20 protein-coding genes, 2 tRNA genes and 1 other annotated feature are annotated in these 22,471 nt (G+C 54.8%); of the genes, 18 read left to right on the top strand and 4 right to left on the bottom strand.

Going from position 1 to position 22,471, the window contains the following annotated elements:
- The first annotated feature begins 91 nt into the window (after positions 1-91).
- From V4U88_RS13705 to V4U88_RS13720, 4 genes are all read left to right on the top strand, one after another.
- On the top strand, positions 92-2,218 hold the full coding sequence (locus V4U88_RS13705; RefSeq protein ID WP_334073809.1) for a putative bifunctional diguanylate cyclase/phosphodiesterase: 2,127 nt from the start codon (positions 92-94) through the stop codon (positions 2,216-2,218).
- Between the two features lie 104 nt (positions 2,219-2,322).
- Positions 2,323-2,399, top strand: a tRNA-Pro gene (locus V4U88_RS13710).
- Positions 2,400-2,417: 18 nt separating this feature from the next.
- A tRNA-Gly gene (locus tag V4U88_RS13715) sits at positions 2,418-2,488 on the top strand.
- Between the two features lie 278 nt (positions 2,489-2,766).
- A complete protein-coding gene (locus V4U88_RS13720; RefSeq protein WP_334073810.1) occupies positions 2,767-3,765 on the top strand; it encodes a YsnF/AvaK domain-containing protein in 999 nt (332 codons plus the stop codon).
- Between the two features lie 45 nt (positions 3,766-3,810).
- Here V4U88_RS13720 and V4U88_RS13725 read toward each other — a convergent pair whose 3' ends face one another.
- A complete protein-coding gene (locus tag V4U88_RS13725) occupies positions 3,811-4,020 on the bottom strand; it encodes a YwbE family protein (RefSeq protein WP_334073811.1) in 210 nt (69 codons plus the stop codon).
- Between the two features lie 149 nt (positions 4,021-4,169).
- Positions 4,170-4,469 (top strand) — a binding site (T-box leader).
- Between the two features lie 69 nt (positions 4,470-4,538).
- Here V4U88_RS13725 and pheS point away from each other — a divergent pair.
- The 3 genes from pheS to zapA all read left to right on the top strand — a co-directional run bounded on the left by pheS (position 4,539) and on the right by zapA (position 9,710).
- Positions 4,539-5,573 carry a phenylalanine--tRNA ligase subunit alpha gene (pheS, locus tag V4U88_RS13730; protein ID WP_334073812.1) on the top strand — a complete coding sequence of 345 codons (1,035 nt, stop codon included), beginning with the start codon at positions 4,539-4,541 and terminating at the stop codon, positions 5,571-5,573.
- Positions 5,574-5,600: 27 nt separating this feature from the next.
- Positions 5,601-8,051, top strand: a complete 2,451-nt coding sequence (pheT, locus tag V4U88_RS13735) for a phenylalanine--tRNA ligase subunit beta (protein ID WP_334073813.1) — start codon at positions 5,601-5,603, stop codon at positions 8,049-8,051.
- Positions 8,052-8,162: 111 nt separating this feature from the next.
- Positions 8,163-9,710, top strand: coding sequence for a cell division protein ZapA (gene zapA / locus V4U88_RS13740; RefSeq protein ID WP_334073814.1), 1,548 nt, complete (start codon positions 8,163-8,165; stop codon positions 9,708-9,710).
- Between the two features lie 50 nt (positions 9,711-9,760).
- Here the strand turns inward: zapA and V4U88_RS13745 are convergent, their stop codons facing one another.
- Both V4U88_RS13745 and V4U88_RS13750 read right to left on the bottom strand, forming a co-directional pair.
- The gene (locus V4U88_RS13745; protein WP_334073815.1) at positions 9,761-10,135 is read right to left on the bottom strand and encodes a cytochrome C oxidase subunit II; all 375 of its coding nucleotides are present in this window, start codon (positions 10,133-10,135) and stop codon (positions 9,761-9,763) included.
- Between the two features lie 207 nt (positions 10,136-10,342).
- Positions 10,343-10,690: a phage holin family protein gene (locus tag V4U88_RS13750; protein ID WP_334073816.1), complete on the bottom strand. Its 348-nt coding sequence runs from the start codon at positions 10,688-10,690 to the stop codon at positions 10,343-10,345.
- A 152-nt stretch (positions 10,691-10,842) separates the two neighbouring features.
- On the opposite strand from V4U88_RS13750, the gene V4U88_RS13755 reads away from it, so the two are divergent.
- The 4 genes from V4U88_RS13755 to V4U88_RS13770 all read left to right on the top strand — a co-directional run bounded on the left by V4U88_RS13755 (position 10,843) and on the right by V4U88_RS13770 (position 15,627).
- A complete protein-coding gene (locus V4U88_RS13755; protein ID WP_334073817.1) occupies positions 10,843-13,206 on the top strand; it encodes an endonuclease MutS2 in 2,364 nt (787 codons plus the stop codon).
- A 15-nt stretch (positions 13,207-13,221) separates the two neighbouring features.
- Positions 13,222-13,638 (top strand): DUF350 domain-containing protein, encoded by a 417-nt coding sequence (locus V4U88_RS13760; RefSeq protein WP_334073818.1) that lies wholly within the window; start codon positions 13,222-13,224, stop codon positions 13,636-13,638.
- A gap of 147 nt (positions 13,639-13,785) precedes the next feature.
- The gene (locus V4U88_RS13765) at positions 13,786-14,313 is read left to right on the top strand and encodes a hypothetical protein (protein ID WP_334073819.1); all 528 of its coding nucleotides are present in this window, start codon (positions 13,786-13,788) and stop codon (positions 14,311-14,313) included.
- 111 nt (positions 14,314-14,424) lie between these two features.
- The gene (locus V4U88_RS13770; protein WP_334073820.1) at positions 14,425-15,627 is read left to right on the top strand and encodes an MFS transporter; all 1,203 of its coding nucleotides are present in this window, start codon (positions 14,425-14,427) and stop codon (positions 15,625-15,627) included.
- 52 nt (positions 15,628-15,679) lie between these two features.
- Here V4U88_RS13770 and V4U88_RS13775 read toward each other — a convergent pair whose 3' ends face one another.
- On the bottom strand, positions 15,680-16,903 hold the full coding sequence (locus tag V4U88_RS13775; protein ID WP_334073821.1) for an NAD(P)/FAD-dependent oxidoreductase: 1,224 nt from the start codon (positions 16,901-16,903) through the stop codon (positions 15,680-15,682).
- Between the two features lie 197 nt (positions 16,904-17,100).
- Here V4U88_RS13775 and V4U88_RS13780 point away from each other — a divergent pair, with 197 nt between their 5' ends.
- The 7 genes from V4U88_RS13780 to V4U88_RS13810 all read left to right on the top strand — a co-directional run bounded on the left by V4U88_RS13780 (position 17,101) and on the right by V4U88_RS13810 (position 22,219).
- The gene (locus V4U88_RS13780) at positions 17,101-17,601 is read left to right on the top strand and encodes an Lrp/AsnC family transcriptional regulator (protein WP_334073822.1); all 501 of its coding nucleotides are present in this window, start codon (positions 17,101-17,103) and stop codon (positions 17,599-17,601) included.
- Positions 17,602-17,614: 13 nt separating this feature from the next.
- The gene (locus tag V4U88_RS13785) at positions 17,615-18,826 is read left to right on the top strand and encodes an aminotransferase class I/II-fold pyridoxal phosphate-dependent enzyme (RefSeq protein ID WP_334073823.1); all 1,212 of its coding nucleotides are present in this window, start codon (positions 17,615-17,617) and stop codon (positions 18,824-18,826) included.
- Between the two features lie 148 nt (positions 18,827-18,974).
- Positions 18,975-19,223 (top strand): aspartyl-phosphate phosphatase Spo0E family protein, encoded by a 249-nt coding sequence (locus V4U88_RS13790; protein WP_416367224.1) that lies wholly within the window; start codon positions 18,975-18,977, stop codon positions 19,221-19,223.
- A gap of 127 nt (positions 19,224-19,350) precedes the next feature.
- The gene (locus V4U88_RS13795) at positions 19,351-19,920 is read left to right on the top strand and encodes a cob(I)yrinic acid a,c-diamide adenosyltransferase (RefSeq protein WP_334073825.1); all 570 of its coding nucleotides are present in this window, start codon (positions 19,351-19,353) and stop codon (positions 19,918-19,920) included.
- Positions 19,917-20,885, top strand: coding sequence for an RluA family pseudouridine synthase (locus tag V4U88_RS13800; protein WP_334073826.1), 969 nt, complete (start codon positions 19,917-19,919; stop codon positions 20,883-20,885). Before V4U88_RS13795 ends, V4U88_RS13800 begins: the two co-directional genes overlap by 4 nt.
- Positions 20,886-20,913: 28 nt before the next feature.
- Entirely contained in the window at positions 20,914-21,279 is a 366-nt protein-coding gene (locus V4U88_RS13805) for an arsenate reductase family protein (protein ID WP_334073827.1), read from the top strand.
- Between the two features lie 43 nt (positions 21,280-21,322).
- Positions 21,323-22,219 (top strand): 5'-3' exonuclease, encoded by an 897-nt coding sequence (locus V4U88_RS13810; protein WP_334073828.1) that lies wholly within the window; start codon positions 21,323-21,325, stop codon positions 22,217-22,219.
- Positions 22,220-22,471 lie beyond the last annotated feature (252 nt).

Here is a 22,471-nt window from a genome sequence, read left to right on the forward strand (position 1 = left end):
GTTTGGCGCAGGCAGGAAAAGGTCGTTTTTTGTTGAATTGTACTAGTGATTATAGCTTCAAAGATACTTACCTCCGGGGGTTGAACATATCATGGGAATCAGAACAGAGGAGAAGGTAACCGTTATCCAAGGAGTGATCGGTCTGGGGGTCATGCTGGCGGCATTGACAACGTTCGCCGGAATACGGGCGAATCCGTCCTCCATGGAGGCGTTGAAAACGGTGCAATTGCTGTCGGGTCTGATTTGCGGTGCGATTTCCTTTGCGATCTTCACTCAAGGCTGGATCCTATTTACCGACAAATTATCGAGGCAGCGGCTGTATTCGGCGGTGCTTTTCTTTCTATTGGGTGCTCTCGATATGCTGTATACCGCTGGGATCGGCCAAATCCGGTTGTTCGGCCTGGAAACGGGCCAGGGCTTGACCGCAGCTTTTTTGATAATCGCCAATGCGGTGTGCTCGATCGGAATGCTGGTTATTTTCTCGCTACCCGACCGGCAAATTTCGGGCAAACATAAACTGTTCGTATTTATGGGAACCGCGTTGGTTAGCGCGGCCGGAGTTGTTTTGCTCTATACATATCAAAAGTACCTGCCCGCATCATGGATGGAATCGCATCACCGAATCCCCGGAAAAATCGCTTTGTGTATTGCCATACTGGGCCTTTACGCGGCCGCGATCACCGCGATCTTGTACCGTTACCGCAAGGAACGGCCGCCGGCGGCGATGATGGTCATTCGGGCGTTGATGTTTATGATGATGAGCTTCCCTCCGCTGGTGTTCGGCAACCCGGCCGGGATTGGTTTCATGCCTGCCATCGGAAGCGGGTATCTGGTAATCTCTTATTATTTCGTGCTAAAAGGGGTCTACCATCTGACGATTGACGAGCCTTTTCGCGGACAGCAGGCCGTGGAAGCGCGGATGCAGCATATGGCCTACCATGATGATCTGACGGGACTGCCGAATCTTAGACAGTTGAAAGAGATGCTTGCTGTGTTGCTCGATTCGGATAAAAAACAGGAACCCGTCCGGGCCGGAGTGGCCGTCATCAACATCAACCGTTTCAAGGCCATTAACGATTCCTTGGGCTATAGTGCCGGAGATCAACTCCTCACGGAACTGGGAGTTCGGTTAAAGGGGTTGTGCCTTCCCGGCGAAGAAGTATTCCGCATGGGAGAGGATGAGTTTGCGGTTCTTTTTTCAGTGCCGACCGGATCGTCCGGGTTTGAAAAGAGAGCGGAGCAGATGCTGGAATCGGTAAATCCCTCGGTCCGGATCGATGACACGGAATTTCATATCTCGCTCAGCATGGGAATATCGCTGTTTCCGGAAGACTGCCAGTCCGTCGATCAGCTGATTCAATATGCCGATATGGCCGTGCACCATGCCAAGGAGCATGATCTCGTCTTTATTCGGTATACGGAGACGATGAAGAAACGGACCCAAGCGAAGGTTGAACTGGAGAATGATATGCGAAAAGCCCTGCTTCGGAGTGAGTTTTTTCTGGAATATCAGCCTCAATTCAGCTTGCAGACAGGGAGAATGGTCGGAATGGAGGCGCTGGTCCGCTGGAATCATCCGAAACGCGGTCTGATTTCGCCTGGCGAGTTTATTCCGCTGGCCGAAGAATCGGGCCTGATCGTCCCGCTGGGGGAGTGGGTGCTCAGAACCGCTTGCCGGGATACGAAAAATTGGCAAACCCAAGGCTACGAGCCGGTATGCGTATCGGTCAACCTGTCGATGCGTCAATTCCGGCAGTATAATCTGGCCGACAAGGTGGATGCGATTTTGCGGGAAGTCGGCCTGGACCCCGACTATTTGGAACTGGAAGTGACGGAGAGCATGACCTTCGATATCGAGACGGCATTAAGCCAATTGCAGAGCTTGAAACGTCTGGGGGTACATATCAGTATCGACGATTTCGGTACGGGGTACAGCTCGCTCAATTATTTAAAAAGTTTGCCGATCGACCGGCTTAAGATCGACCGCTCCTTTGTAAAGGAAGTGATGCTCGACGGCAATGATGCCGCGATCGTTTCCACCATTACTACGATGGCCCACCACCTCAAGCTAAGGGTGACGGCGGAAGGGGTCGAGAATGAAGCGCAGCTGAAATTTTTGCGGGAACAAAACTGCCATGAAGGACAGGGGTATTTGTTCAGTCGGCCGGTGCCCGCTCCCGTGCTGGAAAGCCAGTTCCTTAGCCGGTTGGTCGGCTAAGGAACTGTTTTTGGCTTATTGCAAAAAAAACACTTGCATCCGATTTTACAAAGTGTTAATATATATTTTGTCTTCACGAACGGGTTGACCTGTGACGAAGCTTTCGGGACGTAGCTCAGCTTGGTAGAGCACCTGGTTTGGGACCAGGGGGTCGCATGTTCGAATCGTGTCGTCCCGACCATTAAAGTCATATTTATATGCGGGTGTAGTTCAATGGTAGAACTCCAGCCTTCCAAGCTGGTAGCGTGGGTTCGATTCCCATCACCCGCTTTGCAATTAAACCCTTGATTTACAAGGGTTTTTTGTTTGCCTTTTTTTCGACGTCTTTAAGCGTATGGGGCAGATTGCGGGGCAATTTGATCTGTTTTGGAGCAGGTCCGTCTTTGGCGAAAACTTTATATGAGGAAAGAAAAGATAAGGCCCCGCCGGCATAAAACTGGTGGGGCCTTACACGCGTGTAAAATGTTTGTTGAAAAGACTGGAAGTTTGAACGCCGGGCCAATGGTTAATTATGTTCTGAACTCAATCTACATCAGGAGGTAATCGACATGGCAAAAAACAAAATTGTTGGTGTTTTTGCATCCGAGCGGGATGCGTCCAAGGCGATTCTGGACTTGCAGGGATTGGGGTACAAACCGGAGGATATTTCAGTCATCGGAAAAAATAAAGGGGACATTCATGACATTCACGAAGAAACGGGAACCAAAGCGCCGGAAGGAATCGCGGCCGGCGCGGCGACGGGCGGCTTACTTGGCGGTGTTGCCGGACTTCTGGCGGGCCTCGGAGCGTTGGCCATTCCGGGCATCGGCCCGATCGTGGCGGCGGGCCCGATCGCCGCGACGTTGACCGGGGCCGCTGTCGGCGCCGGTACCGGCGGATTGGTCGGCGGTCTGGTCGGGCTCGGCATTCCGGAGGAAGAAGCCGAGGAATATGATGCCTTTGTTAAGCACGGCAGAATTCTGGTGTTGGTCGATGCGGATGAGGTCCAGGAGACATGGGTTTACGGCATTTTCCGTAACCATCATTCCTTGAATGCCCATAATTACCGGGACGTCAAACCGACGGAAACACGAGAACCTGCGGGCACCTTCTACCAGGAGATGGCCACGTTGGAACGGACTCCGGAGCCGCTGGCGGAGGACGGCAGGGTCGAGCGGCGCATGCCGCTGCGCGAGGAGCAGTTCGACATTTCCAAGCACCGTGAGCGTGCGGGAGAAGTGAATTTGCGCAAGGAAGTAGTGGAGGAGCAGCAAACGATCGACGTGCCTGTAAGCCGGGAAGAGGTCGTGATCGAGAAAAAGGTGGTCCCCGAAACGGCGGGCGAAGCGATGGGTGAAGGACCGATAGGGACCGGCGAGACGATCCGCATCCCGGTTTCGGAGGAGCGCGTAGAGGTCACAAAACGGCCGGTGGTCACGGGCGAGGTAGAGGTTCATAAGCGCGAGGTGCAAGACACGGAGCAGGTCCGGGATACCTTGAAACGGGAAGAAGCCCGGTTGGACCGGAACGGGAATCCGAGAGTGACCGGGGATACGGAACTGGACTAATCTAAAAAGACGGAAGGACGGCCCAGGGGGCCGTCCATTCATCATTTATGCGCCGTCGCCGCCGGATATGATCTGCTTAACCCGTCCGACCTGGCCATCTTGAAGCCGGACCTTGATCCCGTGGGGGTGATTGGGGGAATTGGTCAAAATATCCTTCACGACGCCCCGTGTGAGCCGGCCTGTTGACTGGTCTTTTTTTAGGACAATGTCCACGGTGATCCCCGGTGTAATGTTTTTGCGTAAATTACCGTTCATAAAGTTTGCTCCTTAGATCCATAATGTTATAACCTTCTCGAAGTACGCGCTTCCTGTCTACGATACCATAGGCCGGGCCGGAATCCAAAGCGGGGCCATCGGCTTGCCATAAGCGCTAACTTTGCATATAATAGCAGTTAAGTCAAAAAACAAATGCGATGATGGAGAAGAGTAGGCAGAAGCCTCCTTACAGGGAGGAGACGTCGTGGATTGAGAACGTCTCTACGGAAACAGGCTGCCGAAGTTCGCTCCGGAGCAGTTCCTTGAACCCGCGGAAGCGTGAATTCGGCTTCGTATGCGTGCATTAGGGGAAACCGGCCGCGACCCGTTACGTCGATGAAAGTGAGAGTCTATATTCCCAGGCTAAGTTCCGCTCGTTTAAACAGCGGGAAATGTCGGTGCGGACGAGGCTCTAACAAGGGTGGTACCACGGTCTTTTCGTCCCTTTTCGGGAGAAAAGGCTTTTTTGTTTTTCCGTGATGAATCCATCATTTATACAGCTTAAGGAGGATTTGCCGATGAAAGAACGTTTGGAAGCACTCAAGCTTGAGGCGCTGGAGGAGCTCGGCCGGACGGCCGATGCGGGGCAGTTGAATGACCTGCGCGTCAAATATTTGGGTAAAAAAGGGGCCTTGACGGAAATTTTGCGCGGCATGGGCGCGCTTAGTGCGGAGGAACGCCCGGTGATCGGACAGGTTGCCAATGAGGTGCGCGGAGCGATCGAGTCGCTGATCGACACGAAGCAGCAGGAATTCCAGCGCCAGGAAACCGAGCGCCGGCTCGCCGCCGAAAAGGTCGATGTGACTTTACCCGGCCGGCCGATGAAACAGGGGGCGGTGCATCCGCTGAACCAGGTGATTCAGGAGATCGAAGATATTTTTATCGGGATGGGGTACCGGATCGCGGAGGGGCCTGAGGTCGAAACCGATTATTACAACTTTGAGGCGTTGAATCTGCCGAAAAATCATCCGGCCCGGGACATGCAGGATTCCTTTTACCTGACGGAGGAACTGCTGATGCGTACGCAGACCTCCCCGGTGCAGGCCCGCACCATGGAAGCGATGGAAGGAGAAGTGCCGATCAAGGTCATCTGTCCGGGGCGCGTTTTCCGCCGCGACGACGACGATGCCACGCACTCCTTCCAGTTTCATCAAATCGAAGGCCTGGTCATAGGCAAAAGAATCCGGATGAGCGATTTGAAGGGGACACTTCTGGAATTCACCCGTAAAATGTTCGGCGCAAATACGGAAATCCGCCTTCGCCCGAGCTTCTTTCCTTTTACCGAGCCTAGCGTAGAGGTGGACGTCACTTGCGTGAAATGCGCGGGAAGCGGCTGCAGGGTTTGCAAAAATTCCGGCTGGCTGGAGATTCTGGGCAGTGGGATGGTGCATCCGCGCGTGCTGGAGATGGGCGGTTACGATCCGGAAATCTACAGCGGCTTTGCGTTCGGCATGGGCGTCGAGCGGATTGCGATGCTGAAATACGGCGTTGACGACATCCGTCATTTCTACAATAATGATCTGCGCTTCCTGCAGCAGTTCGCCAGAATCTAGCCTCACGGAGAAGGAAGGAGAAAGAATATGAAAGTATCCGCCGAATGGTTGTCACAATATGTATCTTTGGATCAGGTCGATGTGCTGGAACTGGCTGAGAAAATCACCCGTTCCGGCATCGAGATCGACTCGGTCGAAAACCGCAATAACGGAGTCTCCCAGGTGGTGGTCGGCTTCGTCAAGAGCAAGGAGAAGCATCCCGATGCTGACAAACTGAATGTTTGTCTTGTGGATGCCGGGACCGGCGAGGAGCTGCAAATTGTTTGCGGCGCGAAAAATGTGGCGGCCGGTCAAAAGGTGCCCGTCGCCCTGGTGGGAGCGAAGCTTCCCGGCGGCCTGGAAATCAAAAAGGCGAAGCTGCGGGGCGTCCCTTCGCAGGGAATGATCTGTTCGGCCAAGGAGCTCGGCCTCAACGAAAAGTTGTTGCCGAAGGAGCAGCAGGAAGGGATTCTGGTGCTGCCGGAAGACAGTGAAGTCGGTACGCCGATTACGAAACTGCTGCAGTTGGACGACCAGGTCCTCGACTTCGATTTGACGCCGAACCGTTCGGATTGTCTCAGCATGCTTGGCGCCGCTTATGAAGTCGCCGCGATCCTGGGCCGGGACATCCGTCTCCCGGAACCGGAACAAGAGCTGGCGGAAACCGCCGAGCCGGCCAGCGGCAAAGTTTCCGTGAGGAACGCATCCCCGGAGCTGTGCAGCCGATATGCGGTGCGTTATATCTCCAACGTGACGATCGGGACTTCTCCGCTGTGGCTGCAAAACCGGCTGATGGCCGCGGGCATTCGCCCGATCAACAATATCGTCGACATCACCAATTATGTGATGTTGGAATACGGCCAGCCGCTGCATGCCTTCGATGCCGACAAGATTGCCGGAGGCGCGATCGGGGTGCGCACCGCGAAGGCGGGAGAAACCTTGGTGACTCTGGACGGGCAGGAACGCCGGCTGGAGCCGGGAGCCCTGCTGATCGTGGACGGGGAGGACCGGCCGGTCGGGCTGGCTGGCGTCATGGGCGGACTCGATTCCGAAGTGACGGAGAATACGCGGAATATTATCCTGGAATCCGCGAAATTCGACGGGTCCATTGTACGGAAAACCTCGCGTCAATTGGGGCTGCGCTCCGAAGCCTCGCAGCGCTTTGAGAAGGAAGTGGATCCGGCCCGGGTGCTTCCGGCTCTTGACCGTGCTGCCGCCTTTATGGCCCGCTTGGCCGGCGGCCAAGTGCTGCAAGGCGTGGTGCAATCCGTCGTTTCCGAGGAGCGGGACCGGGTCATCTCCCTTTCCCTGGATAAATTGAACGAATATTTGGGAACGGAAATTTCTACGTTGGAAACGAAGGCCCTATTGAGCCGCTTGAATTTTGCTTTCGCCGAAACGTCGGAGCAAGTGCTGGAAGTCAGCGTACCGACCCGCCGCGGCGATATTACCCGCGACGTCGATTTGATCGAAGAAGTGGCCCGTTTGTACGGCTACGATAATATTCCGACAACGGTCATTGAAGGGCCGACGACGGCAGGCGGATACACGAAACCGCAAGCGCTGCGCCGTGCGGTCCGCAGTATGCTGGTGCATGGCGGATGGCAGGAAACCATGGGGTACTCTTTCATCCGGGAAGGCGCCTCCCGCAAATTCCCCGAGCTTGGCGAAGGCGGATTCGAAGTCAAGCTGGCCATGCCTATGAGCGAGGACCGCAGTGTGCTGCGGAGCAGCCTGCTGCCGGGATTGATCGATATGGCGCAGTATAACCGGAACCGCAAGCAGGAGGATCTCGCCCTGTTCGAGATCGGAACCGTATTCCAAGGCACCGATCCCTCTATGACCGCCCAGCCCCGCGAAGTATCCGTGCTCGGTCTGCTGCTGACCGGAAGCCGCGGCGTAAAACGCTGGAATACGCCGGCCGAGAAGGTCGACTTCTATGATTTAAAAGGCGCGCTGGAAAGCCTGTTTGAATACCTGGGTCTCCACGGGCAAGTTTCTTATGCGGCGGATCAGCCGCAGGGCTTCCATCCCGGACGGTCGGCTTCCATTTACCTGGACGGCCCGGCGGGCAACCGGAAGATCGGCACCCTCGGACAGCTTCATCCGGAAGTACAGCTGGAGATGGATCTGGATGACACTTATGCGGCTGAGCTTCTCCTGGAGCCGCTGTACGAGCAGGCGGGCGAAACGGTTTCCTACCGCGACCTGCCGCGCTTCCCGGCGATGCAGCGGGATATCGCTGTCGTGGTGGATGCCGGAGTGGAGGCGGCCTCGCTGATCTCCGCCATTCGTGCAACCGGAGGCGATCTGCTGGAGGCGATCGAGGTTTTCGATATCTTTACCGGCAGCAAGCTTGGCGAAGGCAAGAAGAGCGTGGCGCTGTCCCTGACTTACCGGAATATGGAGCGGACGCTGACCGATGAAGAGATCGCCGAGGCCCACGGTAAGGTTGTGGCTGCGTTGGAGCAAACTTTTGGGGCCGAATTGCGAAAATAGCAGGAATTAAACAAAGTCACATCGAATCAGTCCTTAAGCAAATATTCGATGTGACTTTTGTTCAAATACAGACATCTGAGATGAAACCCCGACCGAAGGAGGCACTTGGCTGTGAATAACCCTGACCGTATTAGTGTAAATGTGGAAATATACGGCACTTCTTATAAAATCGTGGGTAATAATGCGGACTATACCAAGCAGGTAGCCCGACGCGTCGACGAGCAAATGCGCTCCATCGCCAAGATGTATACCCATCTCGATACGCCGCGGCTGGCGGTGCTCGCTGCTGTCCGCATGGCGGAGGAAGCGGTGAGAGCGGAGCAGCTTCAGGATGAATTGGACCGGACATTGCGGGACAACGCAAGCCTCGCCCAGGAGATTTCGGTGATGCAGGCGATCCAGATGAAGCAGGAGCATGATTACAAGGAGCTGCAGGAGCAGCAGCATCAATTGAAAAGCGACAAGAAGCAGCTTGCTGAAAAGGCGGGCCAGGCCGAGGCCGGACTGAAGGAGCGCGAGGAAGAGCTCCTCAAAGCTACGGCCCGGATTCAAGAGCTGGAACGGCAGATCGCCGAGCAGCGCGGCAGCAATGGACAGCTGCAGGCGAAGCTTCGCTCGGTGGAGCAGGATGTCCGCAAAGCGAAGGAAGAGCGCGAGCAGTTGCAGCAGCAGCTTAAGGCGTCCGTGCAGCGGGAGGAAGCGGCCAAGACGGCGGAGCAGCGGGCGAAAGAGCACGGCATGAAGCTGGAGCAGCAGCTCAAGCTGGCGCACCAGTCGATTCAGGCGGCCGATGCCGAAGCCAAGAAGCATACCCGTTTGCTCCAGGAGGCCCAGGAACGCGAGAACAAACTGCGCTCGGAGCTGACGGCAGCGGTGCAGAACGAGAGTTCCTGGCACAAGCTGGCCGAGAAGCGAAACGAGGAGCTGAACCGGCTGGAGATTACTCTGCTGGAAGCGGAAGAGCGTGCGAAATCGCTGGAGGAACAATTCCAGACCGTCACTGGAGAACTGGAGGCTGCGAAACAGCAGAGATTGTCGGAACAAGAGAAATCCGCTCTGCTGAAAGAGGAGCTCCATACCTTGAAGGCCAAGCTTTCGCAAGCCGAAAACGAGCGCCAGTCCGCGAAGAAGGCGGCAGAGCTGGCTGACGAGGACAAGCGGCATCTGGAGGAAGAGAGCGGGCGACTGCGTTTGCGGCTTGAGGAAAGCGAGCGGGAAACGCAGGAATATATGACATTGGCCGAGGAATTGGAGGAATCCCGAAAGGCGGCCGAGCGGCGCGAAAGCGAATGGAGAGAACACCTTGCGGCGGCGCAGCAGGAACTGGTGTCCTGGCGGGAAACCGAGGCCGAATTGCAGCGGCAGCTGGCGGAATGGCAGCAGGAATGCGCGGCCGGCAGCGAGCGGTCGTTGACCCTATCCGCGGAATATAGTGAGCTCGAGAAGCAGAAGGAAGAGATCGCCGCGCAATTGCAGCAGATTACGGACAGCTACGAAATTATCTCTCACGAGTTTCGGCTGCTTCAGGCCGAGCGTGAGGTGGAACGCGAGAAGGTTCAGCAGCAGGAAGAGGAGTATCGCCGTTTGAAAGACGACTACGCCAAGCTGCAGAACGAGTACAACGAATGGATCGAACTGATTGAACAGGACCACAATTAGGAAAATGAAATGGCAGAGCCCCCGGCTGGAAAGCCGGGGGCTCTATTCTACTATTCCACGATAATTTTGGAGATCATCGAACCGTGTCCGCTTCCGCACATAATGGAGCAGGCGACTTCATACTCTCCCGTCTCCTTCGGGATGATGACGGCGGAATTTTTCTTTCCATCCAGGTGAAGCTTGAGGCCCGGGACGAGAATGCCGTGATTGCCCTCCACATTTTTGAACGTGATTTTGACGGGGACGTCTTTCTTCAGGCGATACTCCGCTTGATCGAATTTGTAGTTGGTGGCCTCGATCACCAGCTCGGCCTCCGGCTTCACATTGCTTTCCGCGCTGCTGTTTCCGGAGCCATTGCCTCCGCCGCAAGCGGCCAACAGGAGAATTAGAACAGAAGAAATTAAAACGGCAACTGATTTTTTCACGTTAATCCCTCTCTGTATGCGTTTTTTTTGACAATATCAAGAACATTATAGCGCAGACGAGGGAAGGAAATCGAACAAGATTTTGAAGGAATCGTGAATTCAATGGGTGGAAACAGGACAAATCCGTCCGGGACGCGGACGGATTTGTTTCGCTCCTGTTTGGGGTTGATCGCGGACGGTTCAGGTTTTCAGGTTCCGGTTCACCGATTATTTTCCGGCGTCAAACGGTGTGGATACCGGAATGAACAGGTCGATGATCCCGATGGCCAACGCGGCCAGCAAAGCACCGATCATGGACACGGATACGCCTGAGACGATAAACTGGGCAAGCCAGATCACCAGGGCGCTTGTGATAAAACCGACGATGCCCCGTCCGAACGGAGTTACCTTTTTACCGAAGATGCCCTCAATCGCCCATCCAATCAAAGCTATAACGAGCGCAAGAAGCAGGGCACTGCCGAAACCGCCGATGCTGAACTGCGGAACGATCCAGCCGACGACCAGCAGAACGAGAGCCGAGACGATAAAGCGGACGACATGTCCCAAAAAATTCATGGCACTTGGCCTCCTTCTTCAAAATAACGTGTGATAATCCTCAATTATCATGTTCCGAACGGGGCTTTTTTATGTACGCCGCTGCGGAAATGGCGAAAAATAGCCTCATTCGCTATAATGGGATCATAGCCCGAGGGGAGTAGTGAACGTTCTTGGACGAGAAAATTTTGAAAACAATGGAATATCCAAAAATCATAGAACAGTTGGTGAAGTATACGCAAACACCGATGGGCAGGGAATCGGCAGAGGAACTGTCTCCCGTGACAGGCCTGGAGGATGTGAAGCGGTTGCTGCAGGCCACGGAGGAAGCTTTCACCGTCGACCGGCTGAAGGGTTACCCCTCATTCGGCGGCGTCGTGGATATCGTTCCCGCAGTTAAACGGGCGCGGATCGGCGGGACGCTGAATCCGCATGAATTGCTCGGCATCGCCACCACGTTGGAGGGGTCACGCCGAATCAAGCGCTTTTTGGCCAATATGCATGAGGACCATCCGATTCCGCTGCTCTTTACGCTCAGCGATTCGCTTAGCGAGCAGAAGCCGCTGGAGGAAGCGATCAAGCGCTGTATCGACGAAAGCGCGGAAGTGATGGACTCGGCCAGTGCCGAGCTTGCCCAAATCCGCCGCGAACTGCGCGGCGGGGAGGTACGGATCCGGGAGAAGCTGGACGCGATGATCCGTTCCTCAAGCGTGGCCAAAATGCTGCAGGATCAACTGATCACGATCCGCGGCGACCGCTTCGTTATTCCGGTCAAGGCGGAATACCGGTCGCATTTCGGCGGTATCGTGCACGATCAGTCCGGCTCCGGGGCCACCTTGTTCATCGAGCCCGAGTCGATCGTGGCGATGAACAACAAGCTGCGCGAAACCCGGCTGCGCGAAGAGCGCGAGATCGAGGTAATCCTGCAGAAGCTGACCGCCCTGGTCGGCGAGCAGGCCGAACTGCTGTTTTATGACACCGATGTGCTTTCGCAACTGGATTTTATCTTCGCGAAAGCCCGCCTGGCCCGCGAAATGAAAGCGGTCCTTCCGCGCATGAACGACCGCGGCTTTATGAAGCTGCGGCGGGGCCGCCATCCGCTGATTCCGGCGGAGCAGGTTGTGCCGATCGACGTGGAGCTTGGCAACCAGTACTCGACCATCATCGTCACTGGCCCGAATACGGGAGGGAAGACGGTTACCCTGAAAACGATCGGCCTGCTGAGCCTGATGGCGATGTCCGGCTTGTTCGTACCCGCAGAGGAAGGAAGCCAGCTCTGTGTCTTTGACGCCATTTACGCCGATATCGGGGATGAGCAGAGCATCGAGCAAAACTTGAGTACGTTCTCCAGCCACATGACCAACATCATTTCCATCTTGAACAAAATGACGCCGAAGAGCCTGGTGTTGCTGGATGAAGTTGGCGCGGGCACCGACCCGGCGGAGGGATCCGCCTTGGCGATCGCCATCCTGGAGCATATCCATGCTTTGGGCTGCCGGATGGTGGCGACAACGCACTACAGCGAGTTGAAAGCCTACGCCTACGAACGCAAAGGGGTCATCAACGCCAGCATGGAGTTCGATGTCAACACGCTGAGCCCGACCTATCGCCTGCTGGTCGGTGTTCCGGGCCGAAGCAACGCGTTTGCGATCGCCGAGCGGCTGGGTCTTCCCGGCAGCATTCTGGAATATGCCCGCGGCGAAGTCAAGGAAGAAGACCAGCGGGTGGAGCATATGATCGCCTCGCTCGAAGAGAACCGCAACGTGGCCGAGCAGGAAAGGGAATCGGCGGAAAAGCTGCGGAAGGAACTTGAGTCTCTGCGCAGCCGTCATGCCGCGGAGCTGGAGAAGCTGGAGCAGCAGAAGGACCGCAGGCTGGAGAAGGCCGAGGAAGAAGCCCGGACGATCATAGCCAAGGCTCGCGGCGAGGCCGAGAAAATCATCGACGAGCTGCGCAAGCTTGCGCTGGAGGAAGGCGCCTCCGTGAAGGAGCATAAGCTGATCGCCGCCCGCAAGCAGTTGGACGAGGCCGAGCCTCAGCAGCGCAAGAAGGCGGCGGGGCGCAAAGCGAGCAAAGCTCAGCGGCAGATCGAACCCGGCGATGAAGTGATGGTCCACAGCCTGAACCAGAAAGGACATATCGTGGAACTGGCCGGCGCCAAAGAAGCGCTCGTTCAACTCGGCATTATGAAGATGAAGGTGTCGATCGATGATCTGGAACTGATCGGCTCGCCCGCCCCGGCCAAACAGGCGCAGCGTACGGTTGCCAACGTCAAGCGCACGCGGGATGACCAGGTCCGCAGCGAGCTGGATCTGCGCGGGGCCAACCTGGAGGAGGCGCTCATTGAAGTCGACCGGTTCATCGATGAAGCCTATTTGGCCAATCTCGGCCAGATCTACATCATTCACGGCAAAGGCACGGGCATACTGCGTACCGGGATTTCGGATTACCTGCGGAAACATAAGCACATCAAGAGCTACCGACTTGGAAATTACGGGGAAGGCGGTACCGGTGTGACGGTGGCCGAGCTGAAATAACGGGAGGGAAGCGATTTGAAGGAAACCATTGATCCGTTGCTGGAACAGCCGATCGGCCTTATGGCCGGCTATTTTTCGGTGGCGATAGTTGAATTGATCGTATTTCTTTCCTGCTTTGAACTCGTCACCAGGTACCGTTGCTGGCATGAAATCAAACGGGGAAATATGGCGGCATCACTCGCCACGGGCGGCAAAATTTTCGGGCTGTGCAATATTTTGCAGTATGCGACCGCCCGTCCCACGATTTACGATTTCATGTCATGGTCCTTTATCGGAGCTTTTCTCTTGTTTCTGGCTTATATTATGTTTGAGTTCTTGACCCCGGTTTTTCATATCGACAAGGAAATCGCCGCCGGCAACACTGCCGTGGGATTTATAGCGATGGCCGTCTCGGTATCGGTATCCTTTGTGATCGGAGTTTGTATAGCATAGGAGGAGAGCGGCATGTTGAAGAACCTGGTCAGGGTTTTATTCGTGGCGGCGATGCTGTTTCTGGCTGCCGGTGTCATCTATTTATGGAATGCGTAACCTGCGTTCCGGTGCATTTGATAATTTGTTAAAAGGAAGGAGGGGCCGTCCATGGAAACGACGATTTGCCCCTGGTGTCAGACCGAAATCGTGTGGGATGAGGAGCTCGGACCGGAGGAAGAGTGTCCTTATTGCCATAATGAGCTGAAGGGCTACCGCACGCTTAATATATCCATCGGCTCCACTGAGGGGTATGAGGAAGAGGAAGAAGCGGATGACGACGAAGCGGCGGAGTTCTGGGAAGAAGAAGATGCGAGCCATCTGAACGCCATTCGGCGGTTGGAGGCGTTCAGCGCGGCCGGCGGGGACCTCTTGGCCTATGAATCCGGCGTGGAGAAAATTTTGGATCGGCAGGATGAAATTCCGGAATGTCCGCACTGCCGGGAGTATATGATGTTCGCGGGGACTCAGCTGCTGGGGGGAGATTTTGCTCCGGCAAAGCAGGAAGACCATGAGCAACCGCTGGTGGCCAGTACGGCCAAACTCAACGTGTTCGTATGCTCCGCCTGCTTTCATGTGAGCCGGTTCTTGTCGGAAGACGACCGGAATGCTTTAATTCGGACGGTTAGTGGCCAATAGTACGTTTGAGGGCTTTTTCGCCAGGGATGCGCGAAAAAGCCCTTTTTTGTGTTGGTTCCCTCCATTTTGGGCATCTTACAAGATACACCTTATCGCTGGAGGGGCACATGCATGAAACGTTCGCTTAACGGGCAATCCCGGCTCCTGTTAGCCGTCAACGGGCTTTTCGTCCTGGCGGGTGCGTTATCGGGAACCTTCCTGAACGTATATTTATGGAAAACCAGACAGGATTTCGCAATGATCGGCTGGTTCACTTTCAGCCAGCAGCTAGCGCTCGGACTGACGTTTTGGATTGCCGGCAAATGGGTGAAAGAGCGGGACAAAATGATTTCGCTCCGGCTCGGCATCGTCGTTTCCGGGCTGTTTTATTTACTCGTTCTTTGGGCCGGTCCGCATACGGTTGATTACATTTGGCCGCTGGGATTTCTGTTCGGCATCGGTTCGGGTCTGTTTTGGCTCGCCTTTAATGTCGTTTACTTTGAAGTCACCGACATGGAGACCAGAGACCTGTTCAACGGCTGGGTAGGCATTTTAGGCTCGGTGATCGGAATTTTGGGTCCATGGGCATCCGGCGGCCTCATTTCCATCATGAAGGGGGATACGGGGTATCGGGTTATTTTCACCCTGTCGCTCGTGGTTTACGGAATTGGTATCCTGCTCAGCTTTCGCTTAAAAAAGAGAAAACGGGGCGGCACCTACCACTGGATGGATCCCTTTCGCCATTTTCAAAAGAACAGTCCCTGGCGGCAAGCGGTTCCGGCCTCGGCGGCACATGGTCTGCGGGAGGGGGTATTTTCCTTCCTGGTTACTCTGCTGGTTTATATCAGCACCTCCGCGGAATGGAAGGTCGGGCAATTTTCGTTCGTGACTTCACTGGTCTCGCTGGTCAGCTTTTGGGCGGTCGGAAAATGGCTGAAAATCCGCTACAGGTATTACGGAATGCTGATCGGCGGATTGCTGATCACGGCGGTGATCGGCCCGCTTCTTTGGAAGGTCAACTATTTGACGCTGATGTTGTTCGGGATCGGCACTTCCCTTTTTATGCCGCTGTATTTGCTGCCGGTGATCTCCTCGGTATTCGATCTGATCGGCAAAAACCAGGACAGTGTGGAGCATCGCGTGGAGCTGGTCGTGTTGCGCGAGGTGAGCATAATGGCAGGCCGGCTTGCGGGCACCTTGTTGTTTATCGTTATTTTTGGGCTGGCTCCTCGGATGAGTACCGTCACGTGGTTAATGATCGGACTCGGAGCAACGCCCATCCTCAGTTGGATCGCGATTCGCAAATTGCTCAGGCAACCGGCCGATACGGCGTAAGCGAATCCCCCGCCAGTTCATGCCGGCCGGGGGATTCAGTTCTAAGGAGCTTCTATAGCGGAGAAGGCCTGGTGCTTCTGGACAAAGAAAACCAGTCCATATCGGGCCGGGGTTTCCCGGCCAGCTTATCGGTGATCATGCGTGCGGCCAACATGGCGCAAACCGTTCCGTTACCGCCGTAATTCTCTAAAAAGTAGCAATTCGGATAATCCGGGTGCGTTCCGATATAAGGTAATCCGTCCCGGGTTTCCCCAAAGACCGCGCCCCAAGCATAGGCGGTTTTAAGCTGTTTTTTTCGGGGAAAAAGAGCATGAATATGCTCCAGAAGCTTGTCGCTTTGCCGCAATTCCCTGCCTTCTTGCAGCCCCCCGCCCTTAAGCGGCTCATCCAAGCCGCCGGCCATAATCCTTCCGTCGGGCGTGGTCCTTAAATAGAGATAGGGTCTGGCCGTCTCCCAGATCAGGGCGCCTTCGTGCCAATCGCGGAAATGGTCCGTAGGCTCGGTAACGACGACATAGGTGGCGGCCAGTGAGGCTCCCGGCTCTTTTTTTAACAACTGGGTTTCATACCCCGTGGCGAAAATAACCTGCTGCGCATGAATCAACACTTGTCCGGAGCGGCAGACGACCCCGTCCTCCTGAAAGCTCCACCCCGTTATGGGGGAGTCCTCAAAAATCCGGACCCCGTTCGCTTCGGCTTCTCCCAGCAAGCTGTGAGTCAAAGCGACAGGATGAATCTCCGCGTCGCCCTGGGTGTAGATGGCGGCGGGCCTGCGGAACGGAAAACGTGTGGCCAACTCGGCCTCATCCCACCATTCCACGGAGAAGCCGTGCCGCGTCAACGTTTCGTATTCCCGACGGAGCAAGGCAACCTCCGCTTCCCGGCTGGCCAGATACAGACTGCTGCGCTCCTGCAAAGGATACTCGGGAGCCAGTTCCCGGCCGATTTCTTTCAGCTCGATCAAGGCTTCCTGGCACAGCCGGTAATAATGAACGGCAGCTTGTTCGCCGAATGTATGAATGAGAGAAGTAAGCGTTTTGTCGTTGGCATATTGCAGTATACCGGTGTTGGCCAGGGTGCTGCCCGAGGCGATGCGATTTCTTTCCGCAAGCAGGGCGGAAATCCCCAGCTTCCCAAGAAGATAAGCGCACAGCGCGCCGCTGATACCCCCGCCGATAATCAGGCAATCGCAGGCCAGGTTTTCGGTTAAGGCCGGGTAACGGGGAATCCGCTCCATATTCCGGTGCCAATAGAAACTGCCCGTATGTAATTGCATTCGTGGTTCCTCCTCGACTTCTGCCTTACTCCATATTCACCGCTTTAAGGAAAATTTAACCGGGCTTGAAATCTTCCATGCCGCGGACGTTTTTCTTTGCAGGATGCCCAATATCATGTAATATAAGTATTAAATTTAGATTCCGAGGGCACGAATTTAGAATAGACGGTCATCGGAACAGCGCTGGAGGATGAGGCATGAAACAATTGAGCGAATTGAAGCTGAAAGTGCTGGATCTTCTGAAAGAGGACGCCCGCCGGGATCCAAAATTGCTGGCAACCCTGCTCGGTGTAACCTCCGAAGAGGTTGCGGCAGCCATCGCGGAACTGGAAGAGGATCATGTCATTGTAAAATACGCTACCGTCATCAATTCCAGCAAATTGGATGATGAGAAAGTGACGGCGCTGATCGAGGTACAGATTACTCCCGAACGGGGCCGGGGCTTTGAAGCGATTGCGGAACGGGTCTATCTTTTTCCGCAGGTCAAGTCCGTGTATCTCATGTCCGGGGCCTATGACCTGCTGGTCGAAGTCGAAGGGCGCAATTTGAAAGAGGTGGCCAGCTTCGTCTCCGACAAGCTGTCTCCACTGGAATCCGTACTTTCCACAAAAACGCATTTTATTCTTAAAAAATATAAGCAGGACGGTATCATTTTCGAAGACCCGGAAGAAGACCGCCGCCTGATGATATCTCCGTAAAGGAAGTAATGCTATGAGTGTACAATCACAAGGACAGGCAGAAACGGCCGGCAAATCCATGACATCTTACCTGGCGCCCCGGGTCAGAGAAATTCAGCCTTCGGGCATTCGGCGGTTTTTCGATCTCGCCAGCGGCAACAAGGACATTATCACGCTGGGGGTAGGCGAACCGGATTTCATCACCCCTTGGCATGTCAGAGAAGCTTGCGTTTACTCGCTAGAGAGGGGATTCACAAGCTATACGAGCAACGCGGGAACACCGGAACTGCGCGAAGCGATCGCCGAATATTTGTACAACAGCTATTCCGTGAAATATAGTCCGAAAGATGAAATTTTGGTCACCGTGGGCGGCAGCGAAGCGATTGACCTGGCTCTTCGCGCCTTGATCGTGCCCGGAGACGAGATTTTGGTCCCGGTTCCTTGTTATATCTCCTATTCCCCGATCACGCAGGTCGGAGGCGGGGTTCCCGTGGAAATCGAAACCTTTGCCGAGGATAATTTCAAATTAAAGCCGGAACAGCTTAAAGCCAAAATTACGCCGAAATCGAAAGTGCTGATTTTGAACTATCCGAGCAATCCGACCGGCGGAATTATGAGCTATGAAGATTGGCTGCCGATTGCCAAGATCGTCGAGGAGAACGACCTGATCGTGATTTCCGATGAAATTTACTCCGAATTGACCTATGGAGAGAAGCATGTCAGCTTCGCCTCGATTCCGGGCATGAAGGACCGGACGATCTTGGTGAACGGCTTCTCCAAAGCCTTCGCGATGACCGGCTGGCGGATGGGCTATGCTTGCGGGCATCCCGATCTGATTTACGCCATGCTGAAGATCCACCAATACACCGTGATGTGCGCGCCCGTGATGGGGCAGGTGGCAGCGTTGGAGGCACTGAAGAACGGCTTGCAGGAGAAGGACCATATGGTCGAATCCTACAATCAGCGCAGAAGATTGATCGTGCAGGGGCTGCGGGATATCGGTCTGACCTGCCATGAACCGCAGGGCGCATTCTATGCCTTCCCGAGCATCTCATCGACCGGCTTGAGCTCGGATGAATTTGCGACGAAGCTTCTGCTTGAGGCGAAGGTAGCTGCCGTGCCGGGGAATGTGTTCGGTGCGGGGGGCGAAGGCTTCCTTCGCTGCTCGTATGCGACTTCCGTATCGCAGATTAGCGAAGCGCTGCATCGTATGGGAGAGTTCATTCACAAATTAAAAATGGGCTAAAGCGAAGGGAACCTACCCGGGAAATGGGGTTAATTAACATTTCTTTCATTTTTTAATTGATTACTGTCCAATTGGCATGGTATAATTTCATTTTGGAAGAGATTTAATTTCTCAGGGAGGGATACGTTTGGGTTGTGGTGAATACGATATGCCTTATGACATGGCCGGGATTGTGATCGCTGAAGGCAATCAATCGAACCAATGGATAAACGAAGTCGATTGCAAGGCTTCACCACAAGCAATTTCCTTGGAGGATGAAATCCATTTATTGCGGAGTAAAATGGAGATGCTATTTCAGCAGGAAAATTCGTTTACTTCGGACATCGTGATTGAAATCAGCAGTTTGCTGGATTTGAAAATCAATGAGTTTATGAGGATCCGCCGGGACGGCAAATAGCCCTTTCTGCAGGCTGACCGCGAACCGGAATAACGTGATATCCAGAGCATACCAAAGAAGATCCTTCAAGGATCTTCTTTTTTAAATATGTGGTATATTGGAACTTAAGAAAAAGGGGGCTATTGAAATGGCGATATACACACGAACCGGTGACCAGGGGCATACTTCGGTGATTGGCGGGCGGGTTGACAAGGATGACATCCAGGTTGAAGCCTATGGCACGATCGACGAGTTGAACAGCTTTGTCGGTTTGGCGGGGAGCTATGCCGATGACGCACTTTTTGCCGATTTGAAGGAAGATCTGGAGCAGATTCAGCAGGAATTGTTTGATTGCGGATCCGATCTTGCCTATGCCAAGCTCGAAGAGCGGCCGTATAAGGTCGGAGCCGATTTGGCGGAGCGTCTGGAATCCTGGATCGATCGCTACCAAGCGGAAAATCCTCCGCTCGAGAGGTTTATTCTGCCGGGGGGAACGGCTCTATCCTCCGCGCTGCATGTGTGCAGAACGGTCTGCCGCCGGGCCGAACGGCAAGCGGTATCGCTGAGCAAGAAGATGGATGTGAACTGGGAAGCGATCAAATATCTGAACCGCCTTTCGGACTTTTTCTTTGCGGCCGCCCGGACCGCTAATGTCCGTCAGCAGACCCCGGATGTGGAATATGTGCGAAGTGCGAAGGTGTTCGGCAGAAAATCATGACCGCTTATTATAGACCGATTACGTATACCGTTACTGAAAATGAAGACGGCTGGCTGCTCAAAACCGTCCTGCAGCGAAAGCTCGGAGTCTCCCGCAAGCTGCTGTCGCGCATCAAGCTGACGGAACGGGGCGTCATGCTGAACGGAGAAAGGGTGTATATCAGCGTACCCGTTAAAACGGGCGATCTGGTCGCCATCTCCTTGGAGCAGGAGGTCTCGGACGATATTTTGCCGCAGCCGATACCGTTTGAGATTGTATTTGAAGATGATGCGCTTCTGATCGTCAACAAGGCGCCGGGCGTGATCGTTCATCCGACCCATGGCCATTATACGGATACGCTGGCGAACGGGGTCGTGCACTATTGGCGGGAAAAAGGGGAGCAGGTCCGCTTTCGTCCCGTTCACCGGCTGGATCAAGAGACCAGCGGGCTGGTGGCGATTGCGAAAAACGCTTATATCCACCAGCATATTTCCGAACAGCTCATCGCGGGAAAAGTGACAAAAAAGTACACGGCTTTCGTTTACGGCTGTCCCCGGCCGGACGAAGGGGTAATCGACGGCCCGATCGACCGGGATCCCGCGGAGCCGCACCGCCGTATCGTTACTCCAACCGGATATCCGGCGCTGACTTTTTACAAAGTCTCCGCATGTTACCGGGCGGGAGCGATGGTAGATTTGCGGCTCGGGACGGGCAGAACGCATCAAATCCGCGTTCATATGACTTCGATCGGGCATCCTTTGATCGGGGATAAGATGTATACGGGGAGCGGCGGCAAAGGGCTGGAGCCTGAGGGGCAAACGCCCGGGGATGTATTGCCGTTCGACGGCGTTATTCAGCGTCAAGCCCTGCACGCTTCCGAACTGGGGTTCCGCCATCCCCTTACGGGGGAGACGCTGCTTTTTCGCGCGCCCTTGCCCGAGGATATGGAGAACCTGCGGCGAAAGCTGCAAGAGTTAGTTAGGTAGTGAGTTAGCAAGTAGGAGGAATCATACGATGAAAGAATTGAAAGTCTACCAATATCCGCCCTGCGGCACCTGCCGCAAAGCGGTGAAATGGCTGGAGGGCCAGGGCTACACACTGGACTCGCGGAACATCAAAGAGACGCCCCCAAGCGTAGAAGAGCTGGTGGAGATGGTCTCGCTGAGCGGCCTGGAATTGAAGAAATTTTTCAATACCAGCGGCGATGCCTACCGTGAAATGGGGCTGAAAGATCAATTGCCCGCCATGTCCCGGGATGAGCAATTGGCCTTGCTCGCTTCGAACGGAATGCTGATCAAGCGCCCGTTGGTGACGGACGGCAAGCAGGTGACCGTAGGCTTCAAGGAAGACATGTTCGAGAAGACTTGGCGAGAGCAATAATCATGGGAGGTATCCCATAGAACGAAAGGAAGCGAGCGAAATTATGAACACCGGACAAAGCGGACGGGAGAGCATTCTGCTGGTTGACGGGATGGCATTGATGTTCCGCGCCTATTATGCTTCGGCGGCTACGGGATATATCCGGCGCACGAAGGCGGGGCTGCCTACGAATGCGGTTTATGGGTTTATGCGTTATTTTTGGGATGCGGTGCAAAAATTTTCCCCGACGCATATCGCCTGCTGCTGGGATTTGGGCAGCAAAACGTTCCGGACGGAGCAGTTTTCGGCTTATAAAGGCAACCGCTCGGAGGCGCCGGATGAACTGATTCCGCAGTTTTCGATCATACGGGACGTCATGGAGAGCTTGGGCATCCCCAATGTCAGCAGCCCGGGCTATGAGGCGGACGATTGCATCGGTACACTGGCCGCCCGGTTCAGCCCCGACATGCAGGTCTTCATCCTTACGGGGGACCATGACATGCTGCAGCTGGTGAACGAGTGGACAAGCGTTATCATTATGAAAAAAGGCCACGGGAATTATATGGTCTATACGCCTGAATCCCTGATGGAGGAAAAGCAGCTGGCTCCCCGCCAGATCATAGACTTGAAAGGTCTTATGGGCGACACCAGCGACAACTATCCCGGTGTGCGCGGAATCGGCGAGAAAACCGCGTTGAAACTTGTACAGGAGCACGGCTCGGTGGAGGGGATTCTGGACAATCTTTCCGCCTTGTCCAAATCGGTCCGTACCAAAATCGAGAACGACTTGGACATGCTGCATCTGTCGAGACGGCTGGCGGAGATCCGCTGCGATGTGGAATTGGAGTGCTGTATCGACGAGTGCCGGTTTGAAATGAACGCGGCCTCGGTCGCTTCCAAATTCGAGGAGCTCGAAATGGCCAGCATCGTTTCGTGGATGGGACTGGCGGCCACGCCGTAATGAGTGAACAAGTTGCGGCAACTTCGTGTAAATGAAAAGCAGCGATTCTTCCTTACGGGGGAATCGCTGTTTTTTTGTGGTGTCCGGTGCCCGCAAATTCTCCGGCCGTTCACTGCGTTAGCGGCCTTTTGCGGCGCTATTTCGGTCCGATTCGGCTCTTGGGTGATAATAGCGGTTCAAAAAGGCCTTATTTCCCTAAAGTGGAGCCCAAAATCTGGTTTCGACCCTCATTTTCCCAAAATAAGGACCAAA

The sequence above is a fragment of the Paenibacillus sp. A14 genome (assembly GCF_036864815.1).
Classification (GTDB): Bacteria; Bacillota; Bacilli; order Paenibacillales; family Paenibacillaceae; genus Fontibacillus; species Fontibacillus sanfengchensis.